The following is a 25,511-nucleotide window of genomic DNA, read 5'->3' as shown; positions in this document are numbered from 1 at the left end:
ACTCGTGGTAAGTGGGGGTTCTTCCTGTCTGACTCCGACTACCTACCGGTAATCGCTGTAGCCGTAATCGTCCAGCGGCACCGCAGCGCCGGTGGCCTGGCCGAAGTCCGGGCTGTAGTACTGATCCTCGTAGGACGGGATCGTGTACGCCGCAGCACGGGCCTCTTCGGTCGGCTGAACCTGGATGTTGCGGTACCGGTTGATGCCGGTACCGGCCGGGATCAGCTTGCCGATGATCACGTTCTCCTTCAGACCCTGCAGCTTGTCGCTGCGGCAGTTGATCGCCGCATCGGTCAGCACGCGAGTGGTCTCCTGGAACGACGCCGCCGACAGCCACGAATCCGTGGCCAGCGATGCCTTCGTGATGCCCATCAGCACCGGACGGCCCGCCGCGGGCTCGTTGCCCTCGGCGACGACCCGACGGTTCTCCGACTCGAACTCGCCACGCTCGGTCAGCGAGCCGGGCAGGAACTCCGTCGCACCCGAATCGATGATCGTGACGCGACGCAGCATCTGCCGGACGATGACCTCGATGTGCTTGTCGTGGATCGACACACCCTGCGCGCGGTACACCTCCTGGACCTCCTTGACGAGGTGGATCTGCACCTCGCGGGGACCCTGGACGCGCAGCACCTCGTGCGGGTCGGCCGAGCCTTCCATCAGCTGCTGGCCGACCTCGACGTGGTCACCGTCGGTCAGCAGACGCTCGGAGCCGTCGTCGTGCTTGAACACCTTCAGGCGCTGACGACGAGAGAGCTTGTCGTACACGACCTCTTCGCCCCCGTCGTCGGGAACGATGGTGATCTTGTAGAACTTGTCGCTCTCCTCCAGGCGAATCCGCCCGGTGACGTCGGCGATCGGGGCGCGGTTGCGGGGCACGCGGGCCTCGAACAGCTCCTGCACGCGGGGCAGACCACCGACGATGTCCTGCCCACCGGTGACACCACCCTGGTGGAAGGTACGCATCGTCAGCTGCGTGCCGGGCTCGCCGATCGACTGCGCGGCAACGATGCCGACAGCCTCGCCGATGTCGACCAGCTTGCCGGTCGCCATCGAACGGCCGTAGCACATCGCGCACACACCGGTGCCCGTCGTGCACGTCAGCACCGACCGCACCTTGACCTCGGTGATGCCCGCGGCCAGCAGTGCGTCGATCGCCGGGTCACCCAGGTCGTGACCACGCTCGACGACGACGTTGCCGTCGGCGTCGACCGCGTCGGTCGCCAGGGTGCGGGCGTAGGCCGACGTCTCGATGTGCTGATCGCGCACCAAGGTGCCGTCGTCCTGCTTCTCGGCCAACGTGACGTTGATGCCACGCTCGGTCTCGCAGTCGTTCTCGCGAACGATGACGTCCTGGCTCACGTCGACCAGACGGCGGGTCAGGTAACCCGAGTCGGCGGTACGCAGCGCGGTATCGGCCAGACCCTTACGAGCACCGTGGGTGTTGATGAAGTACTCCAGCACCGTCAGGCCCTCGCGGAACGAGGACTTGATCGGACGCGGGATGAACTCACCCTTGGGGTTCGTCACCAGGCCCTTCATGCCGGCCAGGGTGCGGGTCTGCGTGAGGTTACCCGTCGCGCCGGACTTCACGATCGTGATGATCGGGTTGTCCTCGGGGTAGTAGTCCTCCAGCGCCTTACCGACCTCTTCGGTCGCGTCCTGCCAGATCTTGACCAGGGCCTCGTTGCGCTCGTCGCGGTTGAGCGCGCCGCGCTGGTACTTCTTCTCGATCCCGTCGGCTTCGCCTTCGTAGCGATCGAGGATGGCTGCCTTCTGCGGCGGCACCAGCACGTCGGCCATCGAGACCGTCACCCCGGAACGCGTTGCCCAGTAGAAGCCGGCGTCCTTGAGCTTGTCGACGGTCTGCGCGACCACGATCATCGGGTAGCGCTCGGCCAGATCGTTGATGATCCGGGCCTGCACCTTCTTGTGCATCTGCTCGTTGACGAACGGATAGCCCTTGGGCAGCAGCTCGTTGAACAGCACGCGACCCAGCGTCGTGTCGGCGGTCCAGGCGTCGCCCGGGGTCCAGCCGTTCTCGAACAGTTGCGCCTCCAGATCCGCCGGCGGACGCTGCTGCGTCAACCGGACGCGGATCTTCGCGCGCACCGACAGGGCACCGCGGTCGAGCGCCATGATGGCCTCGGCGGGGCTGCTGTACACACCGGACTCCGGCTGATCCGTGGCGGCCGGCGTGTACTCGCCGGTGTCGCCGTCGATCTCGGTGGTCAGGAAGTACAGGCCGGTCACCATGTCCAGACGCGGCATGGCCAGCGGGCGGCCCGACGCGGGAGACAGGATGTTGTTCGAGGACAGCATCAGGATGCGGGCCTCGGCCTGCGCCTCCGCGCTCAGCGGGAGGTGCACGGCCATCTGATCGCCGTCGAAGTCGGCGTTGAAGGCCTCACACACCAACGGGTGCAGCTGGATGGCCTTGCCTTCGACCAGTTGCGGCTCGAAGGCCTGGATACCCAGGCGGTGCAGCGTGGGTGCACGGTTCAGCAGCACCGGGTGCTCGCCGATGACCTCTTCGAGGACGTCCCACACCTGCGGACGCTGACGCTCCACCATCCGCTTGGCGCTCTTGATGTTCTGCGCGTGGTTCAGGTCGACCAGACGCTTCATCACGAACGGCTTGAACAGCTCGAGAGCCATCAGCTTCGGCAGACCGCACTGGTGCAGCTTGAGCTGCGGGCCGACCACGATGACCGAACGGCCCGAGTAGTCGACACGCTTGCCGAGCAGGTTCTGGCGGAACCGGCCCTGCTTGCCCTTGAGCAGATCCGACAGCGACTTGAGCGGACGGTTGCCCGGTCCGGTGACCGGACGGCCGCGGCGGCCGTTGTCGAACAGCGCGTCCACCGACTCCTGGAGCATGCGCTTCTCGTTGTTGACGATGATCTCGGGCGCGCCGAGGTCGATCAGCCTCTTGAGCCGGTTGTTGCGGTTGATGACGCGGCGGTACAGATCGTTGAGATCCGAGGTCGCGAAGCGGCCACCGTCAAGTTGCACCATCGGGCGCAGCTCCGGCGGGATCACCGGCACCGCGTCGAGAACCATGCCCATCGGCGAGTTCCGGTTCGTCTGGAACGCCGCGACGACCTTGAGCCGCTTGAGCGCACGCAGCTTCTTCTGGCCCTTGCCGTTCTTGATCGTGTCGCGCAGCGACTCGGCCTCGGCGTCGATGTCGAAGGTCTCGATGAGCTTCTTGATCGACTCGGCACCCATGGCGCCTTCGAAGTACTCGCCGTAGCGGTCCTGCAGCTCGCGGTAGAGCTGCTCGTCGACGATCAGCTGCTTGGGAGCCAGCTTGGTGAACGTCGTCCAGATCTCCTCGAGCCGGTCCAGCTCGCGCTGGGCACGGTCACGCAGCTGACGCATCTCGCGCTCGCCACCGTCGCGGACCTTGCGCTTGACGTCGCTCTTGGCGCCCTCGTCCTCGAGCTCCTTCATGTCGGCTTCGAGCTTCTGCGCCCGGGCCTCCAGGTCGGCGTCGCGCTGGTCCTCGAGCGCCTTGCGCTCGACGGCCATCTCGGCCTCCAGCGTGGAGAGCTCGTTGTGGCGCATCTCGTCGTCGACCGCGGTGATGACGTACGCCGCGAAGTAGATGATCTTCTCGAGATCCTTCGGGGCGAGGTCGAGCAGGTAGCCCAACCGCGACGGCACACCCTTGAAGTACCAGATGTGCGTGACGGGCGCGGCCAGCTCGATGTGGCCCATCCGCTCACGGCGCACCTTGGCGCGGGTCACCTCGACGCCGCAGCGCTCGCAGATGATGCCCTTGAAGCGGACGCGCTTGTACTTACCGCAGTAGCACTCCCAGTCGCGAGTCGGTCCGAAGATCTTCTCGCAGAACAGGCCGTCCTTTTCCGGCTTGAGCGTGCGGTAGTTGATGGTCTCCGGCTTCTTGACCTCACCGAAGGACCAGTTACGGATGTCGTCCGCGGTGGCCAGGCCGATGCGGAGTTCATCGAAGAAGTTGACGTCTAACACGTAACTCCCTTTCCCCTTTCGGGACTAGAAAACTTAAGCAAGATCTTCGACAGAGGCGGACTCGTTGCGGGACAGGTTGATACCGAGGTTGGCAGCAGCACGCTCCAGGTCCTCGTCGTCACCGTCACGCATCTCGATCGCCGCGCCGTCCGAAGACAGCACCTCGACGTTTAGGCAGAGCGACTGCAGCTCCTTGAGAAGCACCTTGAACGACTCCGGAATGCCCGGCTCGGGGATGTTCTCGCCCTTCACGATGGCCTCGTACACCTTGACGCGGCCGACCGTGTCGTCGGACTTGATCGTCAGGAGCTCCTGCAGCGTGTACGCCGCACCGTAGGCCTGCATGGCCCAGCACTCCATCTCACCGAACCGCTGACCACCGAACTGCGCCTTACCACCGAGCGGCTGCTGGGTGATCATCGAGTACGGACCGGTCGAGCGGGCGTGGATCTTGTCGTCGACCAGGTGGTGCAGCTTCAGGATGTACATGTAGCCCACCGTCACCGGGTACGGGAACGGTTCGCCGGACCGGCCGTCGAACAGTTCGGCCTTGCCCTGCGCGTTGACCATGACATCGCCGTCGCGGTTCGGGAGCGTCGAGCCGAGCAGGCCTTCGAGCTCCTTCTCCTGCGCACCGTCGAACACCGGGGTGGCCACGATGGAGTCGGACGGAGCCGACTGCATGCCCTCGGGCAGCTTCGCCGCCCATTCGGGTGCACCCTCGATGTTCCAGCCGGCCTTGGCGACCCACCCGAGGTGGGTTTCCAGGATCTGGCCGATGTTCATACGACGCGGCACACCGTGGGTGTTCAGGATGATGTCCACCGGGGTGCCATCAGGCATGAACGGCATGTCCTCGACGGGCAGGATCTTGCCGATGACGCCCTTGTTGCCGTGGCGTCCGGCGAGCTTGTCGCCGTCGGAGATCTTGCGCTTCTGGGCCACGTAGACGCGGACCAGCTCGTTGACACCGGCGGGCAGCTCGTCGTCATCCTCGCGACTGAACACGCGGATGCCGATGACCTTGCCGGACTCACCGTGCGGCACCTTGAGCGACGTGTCGCGGACCTCGCGGGCCTTCTCGCCGAAGATGGCGCGCAGAAGGCGCTCCTCGGGAGTCAGCTCGGTCTCGCCCTTCGGGGTGACCTTGCCGACCAGGATGTCGCCGTCGCGGACCTCGGCGCCGATGCGGATGATGCCGCGCTCGTCGAGATCGGCCAGCACCTCATCGGAGACGTTCGGGATGTCCCGGGTGATCTCCTCGGCGCCCAGCTTGGTGTCGCGGGCATCGATCTCGTGCTCTTCGATGTGAATCGAGGTGAGCACGTCCTCTTCGACCAGGCGGTTGGAGAGGATGATCGCGTCTTCGTAGTTGTGGCCCTCCCACGGCATGACGGCGACGAGCAGGTTCTTGCCCAGCGCCATCTCACCGTTCTCGGTGCACGGACCGTCGGCGAGCACCTGACCCGACTCGACACGCTGCCCGGCGTCCACGATCGGGCGCTGGTTGGCGCACGTGCCGTGGTTGGAGCGGGCAAACTTGCGCATCCGGTAGGTGTGCCGGCTGCCGTCGTCGGCCATCACGGTGATGTAGTCGGCCGAGACCTCCTCGATGACGCCCGCCTTGTCGGCGACGATGACGTCACCGGCGTCGATGGCGGCGCGCAGCTCCATACCGGTACCGACCAGCGGGGCCTCGCTGCGGACCAGCGGAACGGCCTGGCGCTGCATGTTGGCACCCATGAGGGCACGGTTGGCGTCGTCGTGCTCGAGGAACGGGATCATCGCCGTCGCGACCGACACCATCTGGCGCGGCGAGACGTCCATGTAGTCGACCTCGGCGGCCGAGACGAATTCGACCTCGCCGCCCTTACGGCGGACCAGGATCTTCGCCTCGGTGAAGCGACCGTCACCGTCGAGCGGCGAGTTGGCCTGCGCCACGACGTGGCGATCCTCCTCGTCGGCGGTGAGGTAATCGATCTGGTCGGTGACCTGGCCGTCGATGACCTTGCGGTACGGCGTCTCGATGAAGCCGAACGGGTTGACCCGCGCGTACACCGACAGCGAACCGATCAGGCCGATGTTCGGGCCTTCCGGGGTCTCGATCGGGCACATGCGGCCGTAGTGGCTGGAGTGCACGTCGCGGACCTCGAGGCCGGCGCGCTCACGCGACAGACCGCCGGGGCCCAGCGCCGACAGGCGGCGCTTGTGGGTCAGACCCGACAGCGGGTTGTTCTGGTCCATGAACTGGCTCAGCTGCGACGTGCCGAAGAACTCCTTGATCGCCGCCACGACGGGACGGATGTTGATCAGGGTCTGCGGCGTGATCGCCTCGACGTCCTGGGTGGTCATGCGCTCACGCACGACGCGCTCCATCCTCGACAGGCCGACCCGGATCTGGTTCTGGATCAGCTCGCCGACGGTGCGCAGGCGGCGGTTGCCGAAGTGGTCGATGTCGTCCACCTCGACCGGCACCTCGACCCCACCGGGCACCGTCATCGAGGTCTGGCCGTCGTGCAGACGAACCAGGTACTCGATGGTCGCGACGACGTCCTCTTCGGTCAGCGTCGAGCTGGTGATCGGCTGGCCGGCGTTGAGGCCCAGCTTCTTGTTGACCTTGTAGCGGCCCACCCGGGCCAGGTCGTAGCGCTTCTCCTTGAAGAACAGGTTCTCCAGCAGGGTCTGCGCGGACTCCTTGGTCGGGGGCTCGCCCGGCCGCAGCTTCCGGTAGATGTCCAGCAGCGCCTCATCGGTGCCTGCGGTGTTGTCCTTCTCCAGCGTGCCCATCATGATCTCGGAGAAGCCGAAGCGCTCGGTGATCTGCTCGTTGGTCCAGCCCAACGCCTTCAGCAGCACGGTGACCGGCTGCCGGCGCTTGCGGTCGATACGCACGCCGACGGTGTCGCGCTTGTCGACGTCGAACTCCAGCCACGCACCGCGGCCGGGGATGACCTTGACGCTGTGCAGCGTCTTCTCGGTCGACTTGTCGATCGTCTCGTCGAAGTACACGCCCGGCGAACGGACCAGCTGGCTCACCACGACACGCTCGGTGCCGTTGATGATGAAGGTGCCCTTCTCCGTCATCATCGGGAAGTCACCCATGAACACCGTCTGGCTCTTGATCTCGCCGGTGTTGTTGTTGATGAACTCGGCGGTCACGAACAGCGGCGCCGCGTACGTCATGTCCTTGTCTTTGCACTCGTCGACGGGTGCCTTGACCTCGTCGAAGCGCGGATCGGAGAAGGACAGCGACATCGAGCCCGAGAAGTCCTCGATCGGGGACAGCTCCTCGAGGACCTCCTGCAGACCACCCTTGGGGTCCACGTCGCCGCGGTCGACGGCACGCTGGAACCAGTCCTGCGCACCGATCAGCCATTCGAACGATTCGGTTTGGACGTCGAGAAGCCCGGGAACCTCGAGGGGCTCACGGAGCTTCGCGAAAGAAATCCTGTTTGGTGCTCCGGGAACGGAGTTGTTGGTTACTGACTCGATCTGGCGGGACCCTGCCAAGATGCATCCTTCCAGCACCTCATGCGACCGTAGTACCGGTGGACACCGGACCGTCGTGCCGCGATTCTGCGTCGGTTCGGCTGGCTCCACGAGCCGCCTCCGGCGCACGGCACGCGTCTAGATCGCTGAGCAGGGCTCAGGCTTCGACTACGTGGGCGGTGCGGATGAGGTGGGCAGGATGCAGCCAGCGCAACGTCCAACGATAGCGCAGGACGGACTATTCCTCAACATCCGGCCATGGATCGCATGCCACGAAGGCTTGGTCGCTGGCTGGCGTCCTCATCCCGTGCAAACATGCTGGCCAATAGATTGGCCCGGTTTCGCTCTTCCGTCAAGAGACAACGCGGTGTTTGGGGGTAATTGCCGCATCAGATGCTCATCAGATCGTCACGGCGCGTACGCGCCGGGTCGATGACGAGGTCAGCTGATCCCACCACCAGCCGGTGACGACGCTCCACGCCGAGGCGCCGCTGTTGTAGAGCCGGTCGGTGTGGGTGCCGTCGAGCATGTCGTTGATCCAGCCCGCGGCGAGCACCTTGTTCGCCAGCACATCCACCGGCGACGAGTGCCCCATCGCGAGGTAGGCGAAGTACTGCACGATCGGCGCGGTGGTCTGCATGCCGTCGGCGTGCGAACCGTCCCGGAAGGTGACGCCCGTGAACATGCCCGGCCGCACGGAGTTCAGCTTGCGATTCGTGTCGCCGTACCAGTTCCACGAGCTGGGCCCGGCGGCGATGTTGTACACCGGGATCGACGTGGGGATGGCCGCGATGTCCTGCCCCAGAAAGCTCAGCGTGCCAACCCCGTCGAACATGATGAGACCGGCCAGATCGTCGGCATTGCCGGTCTCGACCATGTATCTGCCGACCATCGCCACCAGGCCGCCGCCGGCCGAGTGTCCGGCGAGCACGACCCGCGTGGGCAGGACCCCGTCGTAACCGGCGGCGCGCGCACTGGCGGTCAGCGCGGCGCGGTCGCCGGCGAACAGAGCCGCGATCGCGCGCCCGGTGCTGGGCCATTCGAGGGGATAGTCGTCGATGTCGAACGGGTTCCACGTCAGCGACGGCACCACCACGATGCTGTCGGTCTTCTCGGCCAGGTAGGCCGCCGTCGCGCTGTAGAACGAGGCATTGGCCAGGAAACCGTGCTGCAGGTAGATCAGCCCGGCCGGTGAGTCGGTGTCCGGGAAGTACCAGTCCGCGGGGACGTCCTTGTGACCGCCGATGGTCAGCGTCGAGGACTCCACCCGGACGCTGCTGCCAAAGGGTGTGCGGACCGGACCGGCGAAGAACTGCATGGTGTCGGTGTAGAAGTCGTAGAACTTCTTCCCGATGGTGTTCAGCACGTCCAGCAACGTCGACTTGGTCTGCACCGGCGGCGCCTCGGCAGCGGCCAGCTGCATCACCATTGCGCCGTCCTGTGCACCCAGATCGGTCTCGACACTCGTGGCGAACGCGCTGAAGTGGGAGCGACGCTGCTCGGAGGACGTGGCGGCGGGCTCACTGACGGGTTCGGTGACGGATGCACTCGTGGGCTCGGTGACGGACGGTTCGGCCTTCACCCCGTCAGATTCCGGGTCAGACTCCGGCGCGCGGTGCTTGCCGCCGCCGAACAGTGACCGCACGGGCTTGCGCGTCGGACCGGTGGTTTTCGGGTCGTCCGTCGCCGTGGTCGGCTCGGGATCCGGGGACGCCACGACAGGCGTTCCCGCGTCGGGATCGCTCGCGTCGGGATCGGTTTCAGGCTTGTCGGCGTCCGGTTTCGTCGCGTCCGGTTTCGTCGCGTCCGGTTTCGTCTCGGACTCGTCCCGGTGCGGCTTGAGACCGAGCCTGCGGTCCCGCTTCGGAGCAGTCTTCACCGTCGTCGCGTCATCGCCGCCTCGTGTGGCGTTCGATGATGCCTGGGTGTCCGTGCCCGACGAGGTCCCCTCGTCAGCCGCCGCGACACCCGCACTGGTCAGCATCGCAGCTGACATTCCCCCCGCTAGTAAGCCTGTCCCCAACCAGACCCGATAGCGGTCGACCATTTTTCTCCTGTTTCAGACAGCACCGAGAAATCACGCGCAACTGTCGTGAGTGCGGTTTTCCGCGCGACGACGCGATTCTGGCAAACTGTATAGCCGCTATGACGGCCCCGCAAGAGAACGGGCGATGAAAACTTGACAGGCGCCGAGAACGGCGCCTGTCGGGGGGTTGATCAGCGCGCGGCAAAGCCGCTCACGTCAGATGATTGTGTCGCCCGGGGAACGGGCTGCCGTCAGCGTTCGCCGCTGACGGGGATACGCCCGGTGGGCGCATCGTCCTCGTCACGACGCGACTGCTCGCCGTCGTAGTCGCGAACAGAGGAATTCTGCGTGCTTTCGAGGTCCTCGCGGATGGCTTCCTGGGCAGCCGGGGGCAGGGTGTGCATGATCTCGCGCACCCGCGCCTGACGACGCGCGACGGCTTTGCGCTCGGGCATGCCCGGCGTGGCCATCACCTGCGGCGGCACACCCTCGATCTCCTCGACACCACCGTCGTGGTGGCCGGCGTCGACCATGGCCTGCTCCTCGGCCATCGTCGACTCGTCCTTCTCCTCCGACATACCGATCGGACCGAGGCGGCGGCCGTTGAGGAACTGGCGCACCACCGGCTCGTCAGAGGTCAACAACACCTCACGCGGCCCGAACATCACCAAATGCTTGCGGAACAACATGCCCATGTTGTCGGGCACCGTCCGCGCGATGTTGATGTTGTGCGTCACGATCAGGATCGTGCAGTCGATCTGGGCGTTGATGTCGATCAGCAGCTGCGACAGATACGCCGTACGCACCGGGTCCAGACCCGAGTCCGGCTCGTCACAGAGAATGATCTGCGGGTCCAGCACCAGCGAGCGAGCCAAGCCGGCACGCTTGCGCATACCACCGGAGATCTCCCCGGGGAATTTGTTCTCGTCCCCACCCAGACCGACGAGGTCGAGCTTCTCCATCACGATCTGACGGATCTCGGATTCCTTCTTCTTCGTGTGCTCACGAAGGGGGAACGCCGTGTTGTCGTACAGGCTCATCGAGCCGAACAGCGCGCCGTCCTGGAACATCACGCCGAACAGCGTGCGGATCTCGTAGAGCTCCTTGGCCGAGCACTCGATGATGTTCGTGCCATCGACGATGATCTTGCCGCGCTCCGGCCGCAGCAGGCCGATCAGCGACTTCAAGAACACCGACTTACCGGTACCCGACGGGCCCAGCAGCACGCTCACCTCACCGGCGGGCAGGTCGAACGTGACGTCTTCCCAAATTCGCTGCGAACCAAAGGACTTCGTCAATCCCTCGACCTGGATACCAATGCCCACGCGAATTCCTCTCGCCTCACCAGCACGTGCTCGCCACGGATTACCCGCCTGTGGCTTGAGTCACTGTAACCTACCGGCCCACGTGCCGAAGCCGGACCGGCCTGAACGCAGTGTGGGGCTGGTCTGTTTGCCAGACCAGCCCCACTTTTGACGTTGTCGTCGATGCCCGATTCGAACCCGACGGCTACGTAACTGCGTCTTACTTGACGGACACCGATGCGCCGGCGGCCTCGAGCTTGGCCTTGGCGTCCTCGGCGGCCTCCTTGGTGACCTTCTCGAGCAGCGGCTTGGGCGCGCTGTCGACGAGGTCCTTGGCTTCCTTGAGGCCCAGGCCGGACACGATCTCGCGGACGACCTTGATGACGCCGATCTTCTTCTCGCCGGCACCCTCGAGGATGACGTCGAATTCCGACTGCTCCTCGGCGGCCTCGGCGGGGGCACCGCCGGCCGGGCCGGCAGCAGCAACGGCGACCGGCGCCGCAGCGGTGACCTCGAAGGTCTCCTCGAACGCCTTCACGAACTCGCTCAGCTCGAGCAGGGTGAGCTCCTTGAACGCGTCGAGCAGCTCTTCAGTGGACAGCTTGGCCATGATGGTCCTTCCTTCGTTACTTCTTGATGTCTGTGGGTGGGTGGAACGTGCGGGAGCCGCTATGCGGCTTCCTCAGCGGCCTTCTTCTCTTGCAGCGCGGCAGCCAGACGTGCGACCTGCGACGCCGGAGCGTTGAACAGACCGGCAGCCTTGGTCAGGTTGCCCTTCATCGCGCCGGCCAGCTTGGCCAGCAGCACCTCGCGCGACTCGAGGTCCGCGATGCGGTTGACCTCGTCGACGGACAGCGCGCGGCCGTCCATGTAGCCGCCCTTGATGACCAGCGCCTTGTTGTCCTTGGCGAAGGTCTTGATCGCTTTGGCGGCGTCGACGGCTTCTCCCGTGACGAACGCGATCGCGGTGGGACCTGCGAACAGTTCGTCGAGACCTTCGATGCCCGCCTCCGCCGCCGCACGCTTGACCAAGGTGTTCTTGGCAACGGTGTAGGTGGCGGAGTCGCCGAGCGAACGGCGCAGCTGCGCGAGGTTGGCGACCGTCAGTCCGCGGTATTCGGTGACGAGCGTCGCCGTCGCCTCCTTGAACTGCTCGGCGATGTCGGCGACCGCGGTGGCCTTGTCAGCCTTGGCCATGCATGCCTCCTCGTGGTGGGTGTACGGATGTCCCATCGAGGAGCGCCGGCCGGGCGCAGGAGAGAAGGTCGCGAAACGACGAACGCCCCGACGCAGACAGGTCGGGGCGCACACATGTGAGGTACGTGCCTCGTCCTCCTGCGTGGGCCGCCGGGTAAAACCCGGACCTTCAACCATGTGACTGGTGACCGACGGTCTTCGGTGGAACGCCCGCAAGAATAGCGTGCTGCGCCCCGATCAGCCAAAACGGCCCAGGGCGGCGGCACCGATCAGCCCGGCATCGCCACCGAGCCGGGCCGGCACCACCTGAACATCGTGCAGGAAGCTCAGGCCGGCGTAGTGCTTCAGCGCCGCCCGCAGCGGATCGAACAGCAACGTCCCGGCGCGAGCGACGCCACCGCCGATGACCACGAGGTCCAGATCGCACGTTGCTGCGACGGAAGCGATCATCCGCGCCAGCGCGTCGGCGCCGCGGCCGAATGCCTGCAGCGCGACCGGGTGGCCGCGTCGTGCATCGTCGGCCAGCTCCCTGGCGCTGGCTTCGGCCGAGGCCTGCCATCCGTGCTCGCGCGCCCATCGCACCAGCCACGGGCCGGCGGCAACGGTCTCGACACAACCGTGTCCGCCGCACGTGCACGGCGATCCGTCGGGTTCGACCACGACGTGACCGACGTGGCCGGCGTTGCCCGTCCGTCCGTGAAACGGCGCTCCGTCGACAACGAGTCCGCCGCCGACGCCGGTGGAGACCACCATGCCGAGCAGGAAACGGGCGCCCACCGCCGCGCCGCGCCACTGCTCCCCCAGCGCCATACACAATCCGTCGCCGCCGAGACGCACCGTGGCACCGGTGACCTCCGCCGTCCGCGCCACGATCGGAAAGCGTTGCCAGGCAGGGATGTTGATCGGACTGACGGTGCCCGCGGGGACATCGATCGGGCCGGCTGATGCGATACCGATGGCGTCCACGGTGCCACCGGCGGCCGCCAACGCACCGCTGAGCAGGTTGTCGGCGGCGGCCCAGATCGTCTCGGCGTCGGCGCGCGGTGTCGGCAGTTCCGCGCGGTGTCGCAGCGCGCCGGAGTCGTCGACCAGTCCCACCGCCAGTTTGGTGCCGCCGATGTCGAGGGCGAGCGTGAGCATCCGGTCATCCTCTCGTGGCACGTCGCATCCGCGCCGCCATCGCCACCATCGCGTCGGCCAGCTCGGGAGACTCCAGGATCTCGAAGTCGGCGTCGACCATCGCGAGCCACGGCACCATCGCCCGGGGATCGTCGGCACCGGCGGTGACGATGGTCGCGTCGGGGCCGTCGGCTTCGATGTCCACGGAGCCGGCCGGGAAGTGCGGGGCGACGATGTCGACGGGTGCGTGATAGCGGATACGGGCCACATACCGGTACGGCGACGTGCTGATCGAGCGGCGCACGTAGGCGGCCGCGTCCGGAGCGTCGCGCGCCGCGAACGTGGTGCCGACCGCGGTGACGTCGGACATCCGGTCCAGCCGCAGACTCCGCCAGTCCTGCCGGTCGCGGTCGAACGCGAGCAGGTACCAGCGGCGACCCGTGGTCACGAGCTGGTAGGGCTCGAGACGGCGCCGCGTCGCGGTTCCGCCCCGGTCCACATAGCCGGCGGTGACGTGTTCGCGGTCCCGGCTGGCTCGGGCGAGCGTCATCAGCACGTCGGGTTCGACGACGGACTCGGGCGCGCCCGATGTCAAGGTGACCGTGGCCTCGTGGACGGCGGAGACCTGGGAGCGCAGCCGCCGTGGCATCACCTGGTCGAGCTTGCTGAGTGCGCGCAGTGCCGATTCGCCGACTCCGGCGACGCTGCCACCTGCCGCGAGCCGAAGGCAGACCGCCATGGCGACCGCCTCGTCGGGGTCCAGCAGCAGAGGCGGCAGCGCGGCGCCGGCGCCCAGTTGGTAACCGCCGCCGTGGCCCCTGCTGGCGGCGACGGGGTAGCCGAGCTCACGCAGCCGCTCGACGTCTCGGCGCACGCTGCGGGTCGTGACACCGAGCCGGGCGGCGAGCTCGTCGCCCGACCAGACGCGTCGGGACTGGAGCAGTCCGAGGAGCTGCAGCACGCGGCTCGTCGTCTCGGACACCTCGTCAGCGTGACACAGCTTCAGGACAGGAACTGTCCTAACGTCGGTTGCGGTCGGCCACCGCGCGCCAGATGATCTGGCAGGTTCTACTGGTGTCGCCGATCGCCTCGGCGGAGATCTTCGATGCCTGGTAAAAGTTGCGTTCGATCATCCAGCACAGCGCGCGGGCGAGTGCCGCAGCGCCGTCCGGACCGTCATGAGACGGGACGTCGCTGCGCTGGAGGACCTCGGCGATCACGTCGATGGATTCCTCCGCTGCCGCAGACCACAGCAGCCCGATGTCGGGCACCGTGGAACCGAGGTCGACGGCCATTCTCATCACCGGGCCGTGAGCGAGCCACAGCGCTGCCGTGCGCTCGACTGCGCCCGCGATCACCTCCTCGACCGACCTTCCGTCGGTGCGGGCCAGGCCGGCTTCCTCTGTCAGGACCTGCGCCATGCGGGCCACCAGGGCCGCGAGTACGTCCTGTTTCGAGCCGAAATAGAAGTACAGCGCAGCCCGGGTGAGCCCGGCGGCCTGCGCGATGTCTCCGACGGTCATGGCGGCGTAACCGACCGTGGACAGCAGATTCTCGGCGGAGTCGAGGATCTGCTCCTCGCGCAGATCCCCCTTGCGCACGGTGGGTGCCGCCCGCCTGGACTGCCACGGCTTGCTCATACGGCCGGACCCACGGACATGGCCGAACGCTACCGTAGCCACATGGCGACCGAGCCCGGCAAGTCGAGCGACGCGGGCGCCCGCATCCGGCCCGTCGTGCTGTCCCATGCCGCTGATCTGTTCGCCGAACGCGGGCCGGCGGCCACCAGTCTGCGAGATATCGCCGAACGCTCAAAGATCAACGCAGGCCTGATCTTTCGCCACATCGGCACCAAGGAGGCCGTGGTGGCCGCGGTCTTGGAGCATCTCGCCGATCAGCTCGAGGCGGCCCGGTCCACCGCAGCGGCCCCCGAAGACGTGGAAGCTCTCGCACACCGCAACTGGACGGTGATCGCCCGCGCGCTGCTCGACGGTTTCGACGTCGGCCGCCTCCAGCACCGGTTCCCGAACGTGGAGCAGTTGATCGGTGTCGCCCGGGAACGCCTCGGCGACGACGACGCGGCGCGGGCGGCCACTGCCGACGCGTTGGCGCTCCAACTGGGGTGGCACCTGTTCGGACCGTTCCTGCGAGCGGCGACGGGCCTCGACGACCACGCACCGACGGGGCCGCCGGGCGGCGGGGTGCTCGCCGACCAGCTGGCCGACCCCCGGGGCGGTCAGCGCCCGCGCCGTGCCGAGACCGCGAGCCAGCCCGCCGACACGACGAAGTAGAGGGCGCCGAACGCGGCGTACGGCCCGATGTCGGCCACACTCGGCGATGGCGCACCGCCGGCCTTCACCAGGAACATCGCTCCCGCGACCACGGATTGCGCTCCGCTGACCACCATGACCCACTGTCCCCCGGCACGGGTTCGACGACGCAGGGCGGTTGCGAGTTGCAGCGCGCCTGCGAGTGCAGCCCAGACGCCGAACACCGCCAGGACGGTGTTCATGTTCTGCGTGAGTGCTGCGCCGACGGCCAGCGTGGTCACGACGCTGACCACGACATTGACCGCCTGAGTGGGGCTGCGTCGCAGCCCTGCGCCCCGCCGGGCGTCGGCGACGTTCGCGAGCGCATCCCACGCCGGGTAGCCGACCAACAGGACCGCCGACACCGCGGGCGACATCCGCCCGACGGTGAGCGCCGCAGCGACCCAGGTCAGCGAGAACACCCCGCGTATGGCGTAGTAGCCCGGCAGCCAGGCGGTTTCTGGTGTCGCGCGGCGCTCGGCGCGGGTGATCTCTGACATCGCTTCCTCCATGTGTAGTCGACTGACTACACATATGTAGTCGATCGACTACAGCGGAGCAGGAATTAAATTGACAGTACGTCGATTACTTATCGACATAACGTCAATCAACGATCGTGGAGGGTTCATGCGCACGCTTTTCATCACAGGAGTGAGTTCCGGATTGGGCCGCGCCATCGCGACGGTCGCCCTGGAACAAGGCAATCGGGTGGTGGGCACGGTGCGCAGCCGCGACGACAAGCGAGCCTTCGAAGCACTGTCTCCGGACCTCGCCCACGCCCGGTTGCTGGACGTCACCGACGACGACGCGGTGTTCGCGACGGTGGCCGATGTCGAGGCGACAGTGGGCGCGATCGACGTCGTCATCGCCAACGCCGGCTACGGCGTCGAGGGCGTCTTCGAAGAGACCCCGCTCGCGGTCATGCGCGAGCAGTTCGCCACCAATGTGTACGGCGTGGCAGCCACTCTGCAGGCCGCGCTGCCCGGGATGCGAGCTCGGCGTGCGGGCCACCTCATGGCGGTCACCTCGATGGGCGGGCTGATGGCAGTGCCCGGGATGAGTGCCTATTGCGCTAGCAAGTTCGCCGTGGAGGGGATGTTGGAGAGTCTGCGGCAAGAAGTGTCTTCGTTCGGCGTTCACGTCACGGCGATCGAGCCGGGGTCGTTTCGCACCGAATGGGCGGGCCGATCGATGACGCGCACCCAGCGCCGCATTTCCGACTATGACGCTCTGTTCGATCCGATACGTGCTGCGCGCCGCACCAAAAGCGGCCGCCAGCTGGGCGATCCGGTCAAAGCCGCGCGGGCCATCCTGTCGATCCTGCAGGTCGATTCGCCGCCTGCCCACCTCGTGCTGGGCTCCGACGCGCTCACCCTTATCGGGACCGCCCGCGCGGCGGTCGACGACGACATCCGCACCTGGGAGCACGTGTCCCGGAGTACCGACTTCGCCGACTCATAGGACCGTATCTGTCCTGAACGGGTGACAGGGTGTTGTCATGGACGTCACCGACGAACTGATCGACCAGCTCGACCTCCACTGGCGGACGCAGCTGCGGCCACGTCTGGAAGGCCTGACCGACGACGAGTACTTCTGGCAGCCGGTGCCGGACTGCTGGACTGTGCACCCCGACGGCCGCGTCGACTTCGCCTACCCACCACCGCAACCCGAGCCCTTCACGACGATCGCGTGGCGGATGGCGCACCTGATCGTCGGCGTGCTGGCGATGCGCAGCCACGCGCATTTCCAGGGCCCACCCGCGGACTACGCATCGTGGCCCTACGCCACGGATGCGACGACCGCGATCGCCCAACTCGACACCGAGTACCACCGCTGGGTCACCGGCGTTCGCAGCCTCGACGCCGCGGCCCTGACACGCCCGTGCGGCCCGGCCGAGGGTCCTTACGGCGAGCGCCCGATGATGACGCTGGTGCTGCACATCACCCGCGAGATGATCCACCACGGTGCCGAAATCGCCTGCATCCGTGATCTTTACGCACACACCCCGCACGATCGAACCAAGGAGAACTGACATGCCCGGACTGCCACCGCCCGCCGACGGCGAACGCCTGACGCTCATCGAGTTCCTCAGGCTCAACCAGAATGCGTTCTTCTCGGTGGCTCACGGCATGACCGACGAGCAGGCCCGCGCGACACCGTCGGCGAGCGCGCTGTCGATCGGAGGCCTCGTCAAGCATGCCGCCGGCGTGCAGCGCGGTTGGCTCGCACGCGTCGCCGCCGCTCCCGACTTTCCGCCTCCCGACCCGCGGCCGCTCGAGGAGCAGATGGCCGAGCATGCCGACCAGCACGTGATGCGCGATGACGAGACGTTGAGCGATCTTCTCGACGACTTACGCACGGTCAACGACGACGTGCTGAGGGCATTCGCCGAGAAGGACCTCGACACTCCCGTGCCGGTGCCCCATGAGGTGCCGTGGTTCCCCAGCGACGTCGACTTCTGGACCGTCCGCTGGGTGGCATTGCACCTGATGGAGGAGCTGACCCGGCACGCGGGCCACGCCGACATCATTCGCGAAACCTGTGATGGCGCAACGATGTACGAATTGATGTCCGCACACGAGGAATGGCCGGAGACCGACTTCATCAAGCGCTGGCGCCCGGCGAACTAACGCAGCACCAGGGCCAGCGCATGGTCGACGACGGCGTCGAGATCGTCGCCGAGGCGCCCGGCCAGCCATTGTTGCGCCAACTCGGCCATCGCGCCGGTGTACAACGCGGCCGCGACCTGCGCCGCCACCGGGTCAGACCCCGGGTGCAGTCGCCAACCTTCTGACAGCACCGCCTCACGCAGCAGGTCTTGCGTGGCGGCCCGGCGGGCAGCGAGCACAGGATTGGCTCGTGCATCGGTGAACAGCACTCGGCCCCGCCGCGGATCGGTGGAGCTGAACTCCAGAACCGCCGCCATCCCGGCCCGGGTGCGAGCGCGCAGCGACGCGCCTGCCGCCGCCATCGCGGCGTCGACGGCCAGGGCCAACTCCGCGCTGACCCGGTCGTAGACGGCGCCGAGCAGGGCGTCGACATCAGGGAAGCTCTCGTAGAAGTACCGGGAGTTCAGACCCGTCTCCCGGCACACCGATCGCACCGACAGTGCCTGCTCGCCGCCCTCCCCGAAAATCCGGTACGCGGCGTCGACCAGCAGTTGCCGCCGCTCGGCACGGCGGTCGACCAGCGGCACGCCCGCCCATCTCGTGGGAGTCGACACCCGGTCAGCGTAGGCCGCCGCGAGTCTGGTCACAACCGTATCCAGAAGCTAAACTGGGCACACCCGTGACCAGGAGGATCAGATGTTCCTGCCGCACCAGCTCATCGGCCAGGTGCTCGACCGCCGCTTCGACCAGGATGTGCGCCGGCACTTCTTCAAAGGGATGGAGTTCGCCGCGCCCGCGGGCGATCCGGGCTGGTTCGGCCCGGGCAGCGCCGTGTGGCACGTGCACTCGCACACCCACGCGCTGATCTTCGGCCTCCAGTGCGCCGCATTCCTGGAACGTCTGGACCCCTCCATCTACTGGATGGGCGTCCACCACTCCCGGCTCGTCCGAGACGACACCCGCGACGATCCGATGCCTCAGATCGACCCCGAGGGTGCGCTCACCCGCCTCGGACACTCCGTCGCCTTCTTCATCGGCACCGCCTACGGCTCGACCCCGACCGCCGAACGGCTGGCGACCACGGTGCGTTCCATGCACCACACGATCAAGGGCACCCGGCCCGACGGCGCGCGCTACGACGCCGACGACCCCGAGTGGCTGCGCTGGAACTATGCGACGGTGGTCTGGGGCATCGCCACCGCGCACGAGCTCTACCATCCGAATCCATTGCGCGGCAAGAAGATCGATCGCTACTACGGTGAATTCGTCCGCGTCGGCCACGCGCTCGGCGGCACCGACCTGCCCACCACCAAAGCCGACACGCTGGACTGCCTGAAGTCATACCTGCCCAAGCTCGCCGTCACCTACGGCACCGCCATGGCCACCGGGCCGAACCTGCCGCTGCCGCAGGCGGCGCTGAACTGGGCCGTTCGCGACACCATGCCGCCCTGGGCCAAGGGCCTGATCCAACACAGCGACCCGAACATCGTCGAGCGCACCGCCCGGCGCGCCCTCGTCTGGTCGATCATCAACGGGGTACATGAGGCGTCCGGAACGATGCCGGAGTTCGAGCAGGCCAGGGCGCGGGCATCTGCCGATCCGGTTGCCGACGTTCCTGTGACCCGGAGCACACAGATTTTCGAGCGTGCAGGGGCTTTTGAGACACTGCAGGGATGAGTACAACGCGGAACACACAGCACCGCGGGGTAGCCAAGCTCGACCGTGTGCCCCTGCCCATCGAGGCAGCGCGCATCGGCGCGACCGGCTGGCAGGTCACTCGCACCGGCGCGCGGGTCGTGTCGAAGCTGCGCTCCCGCGGTTCGCTGCAGCAGAAGATCGTCAAGCAGATCCCCCAGGCCTTCGCCGACCTGGGACCGACCTACGTGAAATTCGGCCAGATCATCGCGTCCAGCCCGGGTGCGTTCGGCGAGCCGCTGAGCCGAGAATTTCGCAGTCTTCTCGACCGGGTACCGCCCGCCGATTCCGAGGCCGTACACAAGCTGTTCCGGGAACAGCTGGGCGACGACCCGGCGAATCTGTTCGCCTCGTTCGACGAGAAGCCATTCGCTTCCGCGTCGATCGCGCAGGTCCACTACGCGACACTGCACAGCGGCGAAGAGGTGGTCGTCAAGATCCAGCGACCGGGCATTCGCCGCCGCGTCGCCGCCGACCTGCAGATCTTGAAGCGGGGAGCCCGCCTCGTCGAGTTCGCAAAGCTGGGTCAGCGGCTTTCCGCACAGGACGTCGTGGCCGACTTCGCCGACAACCTCGCCGAGGAACTGGACTTCCGGCTCGAGGCGCAGTCGATGGACGCCTGGGTGGCCCACATGCACGCCTCCCCGCTGGGCAAGAACATCCGCGTGCCGCAGGTCTACTGGGACCTCACCAGCGAGCGGGTGCTGACCATGGAACGCGTCTCGGGTATTCGCATCGATGACGTGGCCGCGATCCGCAAGAAGGGCTTCGACGGCACCGAGTTGGTCAAGGCGCTGCTGTTCAGCCTCTTCGAGGGTGGGCTCCGGCACGGCCTCTTCCACGGCGATCTCCACGCCGGGAACCTGTCCGTCGACGACGACGGCAAGATCGTGTTCTTCGACTTCGGCATCATGGGGCGCATCGATCCGCGGACTCGCTGGCTGCTGCGCGAACTGGTCTACGCGTTGTTGGTCAAAAAGGACCACGCCGCCGCGGGCAAGATCGTCGTGCTGATGGGTGCGGTCGGCACCGTCAAGCCCGAAGCACAGGCCGCCAAGGATCTCGAGAAGTTCGCCACCCCGTTGACGATGACGTCGCTGGGTGATCTGAGCTACGCCGAGATCGGTAAGCAGCTCTCCGCGCTGGCCGAGGCCTACGACGTCAAGCTGCCGCGCGAGCTGGTACTGATCGGCAAGCAGTTTCTCTACGTCGAGCGCTACATGAAATTACTGGCGCCCAGCTGGCAGATGATGAGCGATCCGGCACTGACGGGATACTTCGCGAACTTCATGGTCGAGGTGTCGCGCGAGCACGACCAGGAGTTGGACGCCTGATGCAGGTGCGCAGCGGCACCGCGCCCTCCGGCGAGATCGACATCCACTACGAGGACATGGGCGACCCGAGCGACCCGGCTGTGGTGTTGATCATGGGGCTCGGCGCCCAGATGATCTTCTGGCGCACCGAGTTCTGCGAAAAGCTGGTCAACCAGGGACTGCGGGTCGTCCGCTTCGACAACCGCGACTGCGGACTGTCGGGCAAGCTGCGCGGCCGGCGCGCCCGGTCCCCGCTGCCGCTGAGCATGGCGCGCTCCTTCCTCGGACTGGCCAGCCCGGCGCCCTACCGGCTCGAGGACATGGCCGACGACACCGCCGCCCTCGCCGACCATCTCGGCATCGAGCGCGCCCATGTCGTCGGGGCATCGATGGGGGGCATGATCGCGCAGGTCTTCGCCGCCCGGCATGCCGAACGCACGCGCTCACTGGGTGTGATCTTCTCCAGCAACAACCAGTCGGCGCTGCCGCCGCCCGGACCGCAACAACTGCTCGCAATCCTGTCCAAGCCCTCGGGTAGCGGCCGCGACGCGATCATCGACAACGCGGTCAAGGTCAGCAGGGTGATCGGCAGCCCGGGGTATCCCCGATCCGACGATGCGCTGCGCGCCGACGCCATCGAGGGCTACGACCGGTCCTACTACCCGGCGGGAATCGGCAGGCAGTTCTCGGCGATCCTGGGCAGTGGCAGCCTGCGCGGGTACAACCGCAAGACCACCGCGCCCACCGTCGTGATCCACGGCACGGCCGACAAACTGATGCGCCCGTCGGGTGGCCGTGCGATCGCCAACGCGATCCCCGACGCACGACTCGTGCTGTTCGACGGCATGGGCCACGAACTGCCCGAACCCCTGTGGGATGACATCGTCGGCGAGCTGAAGACGACGTTCGCGCAGGGCTAGCAGAAGCACGTACCATGCCTGACGGGCATGCGTGACCGCCGTTTCAGGAGATCCTCTTCGGGCAGCTTGCTCAGGAAGGCCACCTCATGGCCGAAACAAAAAAGAAGAACTTGAAGCCTCACTTCGACGACGTCCAGGCGCATTACGACCTCTCCGACGAATTCTTCCGGCTGTTCCTCGACCCTTCGCAGATGTATAGCTGTGCGTACTTCGAGCGCGACGACATGACACTCGAAGAGGCGCAGCGCGCCAAGGTCGACCTGGCGCTGGGAAAGCTCGGTCTCGAGCCCGGGATGACGTTGCTGGACGTCGGCTGCGGGTGGGGCTACACGATGATGCGGGCGATCGAGCTCTACGACGTCAACGTGATCGGCCTGACGCTCAGCGAGAACCAGAAAGCACATGTGGAGCAGGTGTTCGCCGCATCGGACAGCCCGCGCACCAAGGAGATTCGCCTCGAAGGCTGGGAGAGCTTCGACCAGCCCGTTGACCGCATCGTCTCCATCGGGGCGTTCGAGCACTTCGGCAAGGACCGCTGGGACGACTTCTTCACCACTGCCTACCGGGTGCTGCCCGACGACGGTGTGATGTTGCTGCACACCATCACCGCGCTGACGATCCCGCAGATGATCGAACGCGGCATTCCGCTGACGTTCTCGGTCGCCCGGTTCATCAAGTTCATCCTCACCGAGATCTTCCCGGGCGGGTACCTGCCGACGATCGAGCTGGTCGGCGAGCATGCCGGCAAGGCGGGCTTCACTCTCACGCGTGAGCAGTCGCTGCAGCCGCACTATGCGCGCACCCTGGATCTCTGGGCAGCCGCGCTCGAGGCGCACAAGGACGAGGCCATCGCGGTCCAGTCCGAAGAGGTCTACGACCGCTACATGCACTACCTGACCGGGTGCGCGGATTCGTTCCGCAAGGGCTACACCGACGTCAACCAATTCACGTTGGTCAAGCAGCCCTGAGCGGATTGGCCCGTATATGGGCCCACCCGATAGGCTGAGCGCCCGAGAAGCGTGTTTACCGGAAGGCTGTGCGCCGTTTGGGTACGGTCAGGACACGATTGCGATGTGGCATCGGGCGGGGACCCCTGGAAGTAGAGTCCCCACGAAATCAGGACGAAGGAAGACATGTCTGACAACTCCACCGGCACTAAGGATCTGACTCCTCATTTCGAGGACATTCAGGCGCATTACGACCTGTCGGACGACTTCTTCGGCGTCTTCCAGGACCCCACCCGCAAGTACAGCTGCGCGTACTTCACCGGCCCCACCGTGACCCTGTCGGAAGCTCAGATCGCCAACGTCGACCAGCACCTGGACCGGCTCGATCTGAAGCCGGGCATGACTCTGCTCGAGGTGGGCTGCGGCTGGGGCCTGACGTTGCAGCGCGCCATGGAGAAGTACGACGTCAACGTGATCGGCCTGACGCTGAGCAAGAACCAGCAGGCCTACTGCAGCCAGCTGCTGTCGAAGGTGGACAGTGAGCGCACGTTCGACGTCCGCCTCGAAGGGTGGGAGCAGTTCCATTCACCCGTCGACCGGATCGTGTCGATCGAGGCGTTCGAGCACTTCGGTTTCGAGCGCTACGACGACTACTTCAAGACGTGCTACGACATCCTGCCCGACGACGGCCGCATGACGATCCAGAGCAGCTGCGGCTACCACCCCTACGACCTGCAGGCGCGCGGCAAGAAGTTGACGTTCGAACTGGCACGGTTCGCGAAGTTCATCGGTGAGGTGATCTTCCCGGGCGGCCGCATCCCGACGACGCAGATGATGGTCGAGCACGGCGAGAAGGCCGGCTTCACCGTGCCGGAGACGTTGTCGCTGCGCAATCACTACATCAAGACACTCGGCATCTGGGCCGCACGTCTCGAGCAGCACAAGGACGAGGCGATCGCCGCCGCCGGCGAGCAGTCCTACAACGACTACATGCGCTACCTGACCGGCTGCCAGTACTACTTCGTCGACGAGGCGTTGGACGTCAGCCTCGTCACCTACCTGAAGCCAGGCGCCGCGGCGGCCTGAGCCGCGCTCGTATTTCGCTGATGCCGGCGCGGCGACACAGCGCCGGTGTTATGTTTTGCCAAAGGGCTCCTCGGCCACCGCATCAGGGTTCGATGTGGGGGACAACTCGGATCTCCGGCTGATTCTGCACACTGTCGTTCGTGGGGGACGACGGCTGCGGGACGGCCGGGTACGCCGGTGGTCGAGGAGCTTTTTTGATTCCCGAGATACAGAAAAGTCCCCCGCGCCGAAGCGTGGGGGACTTTTGCTGTGGTCGGATTCGGCTGGCGCCTACTCCTCCGTGAAGTTACGGGTCACCGCCGGGTCCACCGGGATACCGGGGCCGGTGGTGGTCGAGACGACGACCTTCTTCAGGTAGCGGCCCTTCGAGGAGGACGGCTTGGCACGCAGGATCTCGTCGAGCGCGGCACCGTAGTTCTCCACCAGCGACTTCTCGTCGAACGACGCCTTGCCGATGATGAAGTGCAGGTTGGCCTGCTTGTCGACGCGGAAGTTGATCTTGCCGCCCTTGATGTCGTTGACGGCCTTGGTGACGTCCGGGGTCACGGTGCCGGTCTTCGGGTTCGGCATCAGGCCGCGGGGGCCCAGGATGCGCGCGATGCGGCCGACCTTGGCCATCTGGTCGGGGGTGGCGATCGCGGCGTCGAAGTCGAGGAACCCGCCCTGGATCTTCTCGATCAGGTCGTCGCTGCCGACGACGTCGGCGCCGGCGGCCAGCGCCTGCTCGGCCTTGTCACCGACGGCGAACACCGCGACGCGCGCGGTCTTGCCGGTGCCGTGCGGCAGGTTCACGGTGCCGCGCACCATCTGGTCGGCTTTGCGGGGATCGACGCCCAAGCGGATCGCGACCTCGACGGTGGCGTCCTGCTTCTTCGACGACGTCTCCTTGGCCAGCTTCGTGGCCTCCAGCGGCGTGTACAGCCGGGTCTTATCGACCTTCTCGGCGGCTTCCTTGTAGGCCTTGCTGTTCTTGCTCATTGATGTCTCCTAGTTGCTGAGTTGTGGTTGGCGGGCCGCAGCTGGCCCTCCCACGACTACCGGTGTCGAGTTACTCGACTTACTCGACGGTGATGCCCATGGAGCGGGCAGTGCCGGCGATGATCTTGGCGGCCTGATCGATGTCGTTGGCGTTCAGGTCTTCCTTCTTGGTCTCGGCGATCTCGCGCACCTGATCCCAGGTCACCTTGGCGACCTTGGTCTTGTGCGGTTCACCCGAACCCTTCTGCACGCCGGCAGCCTTGAGCAGCAGCTTGGCTGCGGGCGGCGTCTTCAGCGCGAACGTGAAGGTGCGGTCCTCGTAGACGGTGATCTCCACGGGGATGACGTTGCCGCGCTGCGACTCGGTCGCCGCGTTGTACGCCTTGCAGAACTCCATGATGTTGACGCCGTGCTGGCCGAGCGCGGGACCGACCGGCGGGGCGGGGTTGGCCTGCCCGGCCTGGATCTGCAGCTTGATCAGCCCGGAGACCTTCTTCTTCGGGGGCATGGTTGTGCTGTCCTT

At 66.4% G+C, this 25,511-nt stretch carries 21 protein-coding genes and 1 pseudogene; 9 read left to right on the top strand and 13 right to left on the bottom strand.

Features of this window, described 5'->3' with window-relative positions:
• Window positions 1–42 precede the first annotated feature (42 nt).
• From ACZ50N_RS05305 to ACZ50N_RS05265, 9 genes and pseudogenes are all read right to left on the bottom strand, one after another.
• A complete protein-coding gene (locus tag ACZ50N_RS05305; RefSeq protein WP_133413601.1) occupies window positions 43–3,996 on the bottom strand; it encodes a DNA-directed RNA polymerase subunit beta' in 3,954 nt (1,317 codons plus the stop codon).
• Window positions 3,997–4,029: 33 nt separating this feature from the next.
• A complete protein-coding gene (gene rpoB, locus ACZ50N_RS05300; RefSeq protein ID WP_046361094.1) occupies window positions 4,030–7,524 on the bottom strand; it encodes a DNA-directed RNA polymerase subunit beta in 3,495 nt (1,164 codons plus the stop codon).
• Window positions 7,525–7,885: 361 nt separating this feature from the next.
• A complete protein-coding gene (locus ACZ50N_RS05295) occupies window positions 7,886–9,481 on the bottom strand; it encodes an alpha/beta hydrolase (protein WP_464474840.1) in 1,596 nt (531 codons plus the stop codon).
• A gap of 281 nt (window positions 9,482–9,762) precedes the next feature.
• Complete coding sequence (locus ACZ50N_RS05290) at window positions 9,763–10,836, bottom strand: ABC transporter ATP-binding protein (protein WP_046361093.1); 1,074 nt, start codon at window positions 10,834–10,836, stop codon at window positions 9,763–9,765.
• Between the two features lie 199 nt (window positions 10,837–11,035).
• Window positions 11,036–11,425, bottom strand: coding sequence for a 50S ribosomal protein L7/L12 (gene rplL, locus ACZ50N_RS05285; protein ID WP_046361092.1), 390 nt, complete (start codon window positions 11,423–11,425; stop codon window positions 11,036–11,038).
• A gap of 62 nt (window positions 11,426–11,487) precedes the next feature.
• Window positions 11,488–12,012: pseudogene (gene rplJ, locus ACZ50N_RS05280) on the bottom strand (50S ribosomal protein L10); the annotation flags it as partial.
• Between the two features lie 237 nt (window positions 12,013–12,249).
• Window positions 12,250–13,152, bottom strand: a complete 903-nt coding sequence (locus ACZ50N_RS05275; protein WP_464474839.1) for an ROK family protein — start codon at window positions 13,150–13,152, stop codon at window positions 12,250–12,252.
• 4 nt (window positions 13,153–13,156) lie between these two features.
• Window positions 13,157–14,113 (bottom strand): helix-turn-helix transcriptional regulator, encoded by a 957-nt coding sequence (locus tag ACZ50N_RS05270; RefSeq protein ID WP_464474838.1) that lies wholly within the window; start codon window positions 14,111–14,113, stop codon window positions 13,157–13,159.
• Between the two features lie 37 nt (window positions 14,114–14,150).
• The gene (locus ACZ50N_RS05265; protein WP_464474837.1) at window positions 14,151–14,771 is read right to left on the bottom strand and encodes a TetR/AcrR family transcriptional regulator; all 621 of its coding nucleotides are present in this window, start codon (window positions 14,769–14,771) and stop codon (window positions 14,151–14,153) included.
• Window positions 14,772–14,813: 42 nt separating this feature from the next.
• Between ACZ50N_RS05265 and ACZ50N_RS05260 the strand changes: the two genes are divergently transcribed.
• Complete coding sequence (locus tag ACZ50N_RS05260) at window positions 14,814–15,422, top strand: TetR/AcrR family transcriptional regulator (RefSeq protein ID WP_464474836.1); 609 nt, start codon at window positions 14,814–14,816, stop codon at window positions 15,420–15,422.
• On the opposite strand, the gene ACZ50N_RS05255 is transcribed toward ACZ50N_RS05260, so the two are convergent.
• Entirely contained in the window at window positions 15,368–15,940 is a 573-nt protein-coding gene (locus ACZ50N_RS05255; RefSeq protein ID WP_464474835.1) for a DUF308 domain-containing protein, read from the bottom strand. The two genes, ACZ50N_RS05260 and ACZ50N_RS05255, sit on opposite strands and share 55 nt — an antisense overlap.
• Window positions 15,941–16,067: 127 nt before the next feature.
• On the opposite strand from ACZ50N_RS05255, the gene ACZ50N_RS05250 reads away from it, so the two are divergent.
• The 3 genes from ACZ50N_RS05250 to ACZ50N_RS05240 are packed head-to-tail and all read left to right on the top strand — an operon-like array spanning window position 16,068 to window position 18,070.
• Complete coding sequence (locus tag ACZ50N_RS05250; protein WP_464474834.1) at window positions 16,068–16,901, top strand: oxidoreductase; 834 nt, start codon at window positions 16,068–16,070, stop codon at window positions 16,899–16,901.
• A gap of 37 nt (window positions 16,902–16,938) precedes the next feature.
• Window positions 16,939–17,472, top strand: a complete 534-nt coding sequence (locus tag ACZ50N_RS05245; RefSeq protein ID WP_464474833.1) for a DinB family protein — start codon at window positions 16,939–16,941, stop codon at window positions 17,470–17,472.
• Window position 17,473: 1 nt separating this feature from the next.
• Window positions 17,474–18,070 carry a DinB family protein gene (locus tag ACZ50N_RS05240; RefSeq protein WP_464474832.1) on the top strand — a complete coding sequence of 199 codons (597 nt, stop codon included), beginning with the start codon at window positions 17,474–17,476 and terminating at the stop codon, window positions 18,068–18,070.
• Here ACZ50N_RS05240 and ACZ50N_RS05235 read toward each other — a convergent pair.
• Window positions 18,067–18,663, bottom strand: a complete 597-nt coding sequence (locus ACZ50N_RS05235; protein ID WP_133413607.1) for a TetR/AcrR family transcriptional regulator — start codon at window positions 18,661–18,663, stop codon at window positions 18,067–18,069. The two genes, ACZ50N_RS05240 and ACZ50N_RS05235, sit on opposite strands and share 4 nt — an antisense overlap.
• An 82-nt stretch (window positions 18,664–18,745) precedes the next feature.
• Between ACZ50N_RS05235 and ACZ50N_RS05230 the strand changes: the two genes are divergently transcribed.
• From ACZ50N_RS05230 to ACZ50N_RS05210, 5 genes are all read left to right on the top strand, one after another.
• Window positions 18,746–19,726, top strand: a complete 981-nt coding sequence (locus ACZ50N_RS05230; RefSeq protein ID WP_464474831.1) for an oxygenase MpaB family protein — start codon at window positions 18,746–18,748, stop codon at window positions 19,724–19,726.
• Window positions 19,723–21,078: an ABC1 kinase family protein gene (locus tag ACZ50N_RS05225; protein WP_464474830.1), complete on the top strand. Its 1,356-nt coding sequence runs from the start codon at window positions 19,723–19,725 to the stop codon at window positions 21,076–21,078. Before ACZ50N_RS05230 ends, ACZ50N_RS05225 begins: the two co-directional genes overlap by 4 nt.
• Window positions 21,078–21,977, top strand: a complete 900-nt coding sequence (locus tag ACZ50N_RS05220; protein WP_464474829.1) for an alpha/beta fold hydrolase — start codon at window positions 21,078–21,080, stop codon at window positions 21,975–21,977. The genes ACZ50N_RS05225 and ACZ50N_RS05220 overlap by 1 nt, the downstream gene beginning before the upstream one ends.
• A gap of 86 nt (window positions 21,978–22,063) precedes the next feature.
• On the top strand, window positions 22,064–22,945 hold the full coding sequence (locus ACZ50N_RS05215) for a cyclopropane mycolic acid synthase family methyltransferase (RefSeq protein WP_046361083.1): 882 nt from the start codon (window positions 22,064–22,066) through the stop codon (window positions 22,943–22,945).
• 165 nt (window positions 22,946–23,110) lie between these two features.
• On the top strand, window positions 23,111–24,010 hold the full coding sequence (locus ACZ50N_RS05210) for a cyclopropane mycolic acid synthase family methyltransferase (protein ID WP_046361082.1): 900 nt from the start codon (window positions 23,111–23,113) through the stop codon (window positions 24,008–24,010).
• Between the two features lie 270 nt (window positions 24,011–24,280).
• Here ACZ50N_RS05210 and rplA read toward each other — a convergent pair whose 3' ends face one another.
• Entirely contained in the window at window positions 24,281–24,988 is a 708-nt protein-coding gene (rplA, locus tag ACZ50N_RS05205; protein ID WP_046361081.1) for a 50S ribosomal protein L1, read from the bottom strand.
• Between the two features lie 79 nt (window positions 24,989–25,067).
• Window positions 25,068–25,496: a 50S ribosomal protein L11 gene (gene rplK, locus ACZ50N_RS05200; RefSeq protein WP_046361080.1), complete on the bottom strand. Its 429-nt coding sequence runs from the start codon at window positions 25,494–25,496 to the stop codon at window positions 25,068–25,070.
• Window positions 25,497–25,511: the final 15 nt, after the last annotated feature.

Source organism: Mycolicibacterium obuense (assembly GCF_055397605.1).
Note: the sequence above shows the minus strand (reverse complement) of the source record. Positions and strands in the feature narration are given on the sequence as shown.

Excerpts from the sequence above, each read along its gene's own strand:
- ACZ50N_RS05295 (WP_464474840.1), bottom strand. The coding sequence starts at position 9,481 with ATGTCAGCTGCGATGCTGACCAGTGCGGGTGTCGCGGCGGCTGACGAG.
- rplL (WP_046361092.1), bottom strand. The coding sequence starts at position 11,425 with ATGGCCAAGCTGTCCACTGAAGAGCTGCTCGACGCGTTCAAGGAGCTC.
- ACZ50N_RS05275 (WP_464474839.1), bottom strand. The coding sequence starts at position 13,152 with ATGCTCACGCTCGCCCTCGACATCGGCGGCACCAAACTGGCGGTGGGA.
- ACZ50N_RS05265 (WP_464474837.1), bottom strand. The coding sequence starts at position 14,771 with ATGAGCAAGCCGTGGCAGTCCAGGCGGGCGGCACCCACCGTGCGCAAG.
- ACZ50N_RS05260 (WP_464474836.1), top strand. The coding sequence starts at position 14,814 with ATGGCGACCGAGCCCGGCAAGTCGAGCGACGCGGGCGCCCGCATCCGG.
- ACZ50N_RS05255 (WP_464474835.1), bottom strand. The coding sequence starts at position 15,940 with ATGTCAGAGATCACCCGCGCCGAGCGCCGCGCGACACCAGAAACCGCC.
- ACZ50N_RS05250 (WP_464474834.1), top strand. The coding sequence starts at position 16,068 with ATGCGCACGCTTTTCATCACAGGAGTGAGTTCCGGATTGGGCCGCGCC.
- ACZ50N_RS05245 (WP_464474833.1), top strand. The coding sequence starts at position 16,939 with ATGGACGTCACCGACGAACTGATCGACCAGCTCGACCTCCACTGGCGG.
- ACZ50N_RS05240 (WP_464474832.1), top strand. The coding sequence starts at position 17,474 with ATGCCCGGACTGCCACCGCCCGCCGACGGCGAACGCCTGACGCTCATC.
- ACZ50N_RS05230 (WP_464474831.1), top strand. The coding sequence starts at position 18,746 with ATGTTCCTGCCGCACCAGCTCATCGGCCAGGTGCTCGACCGCCGCTTC.
- ACZ50N_RS05225 (WP_464474830.1), top strand. The coding sequence starts at position 19,723 with ATGAGTACAACGCGGAACACACAGCACCGCGGGGTAGCCAAGCTCGAC.
- ACZ50N_RS05220 (WP_464474829.1), top strand. The coding sequence starts at position 21,078 with ATGCAGGTGCGCAGCGGCACCGCGCCCTCCGGCGAGATCGACATCCAC.
- ACZ50N_RS05215 (WP_046361083.1), top strand. The coding sequence starts at position 22,064 with ATGGCCGAAACAAAAAAGAAGAACTTGAAGCCTCACTTCGACGACGTC.
- ACZ50N_RS05210 (WP_046361082.1), top strand. The coding sequence starts at position 23,111 with ATGTCTGACAACTCCACCGGCACTAAGGATCTGACTCCTCATTTCGAG.
- rplA (WP_046361081.1), bottom strand. The coding sequence starts at position 24,988 with ATGAGCAAGAACAGCAAGGCCTACAAGGAAGCCGCCGAGAAGGTCGAT.
- rplK (WP_046361080.1), bottom strand. The coding sequence starts at position 25,496 with ATGCCCCCGAAGAAGAAGGTCTCCGGGCTGATCAAGCTGCAGATCCAG.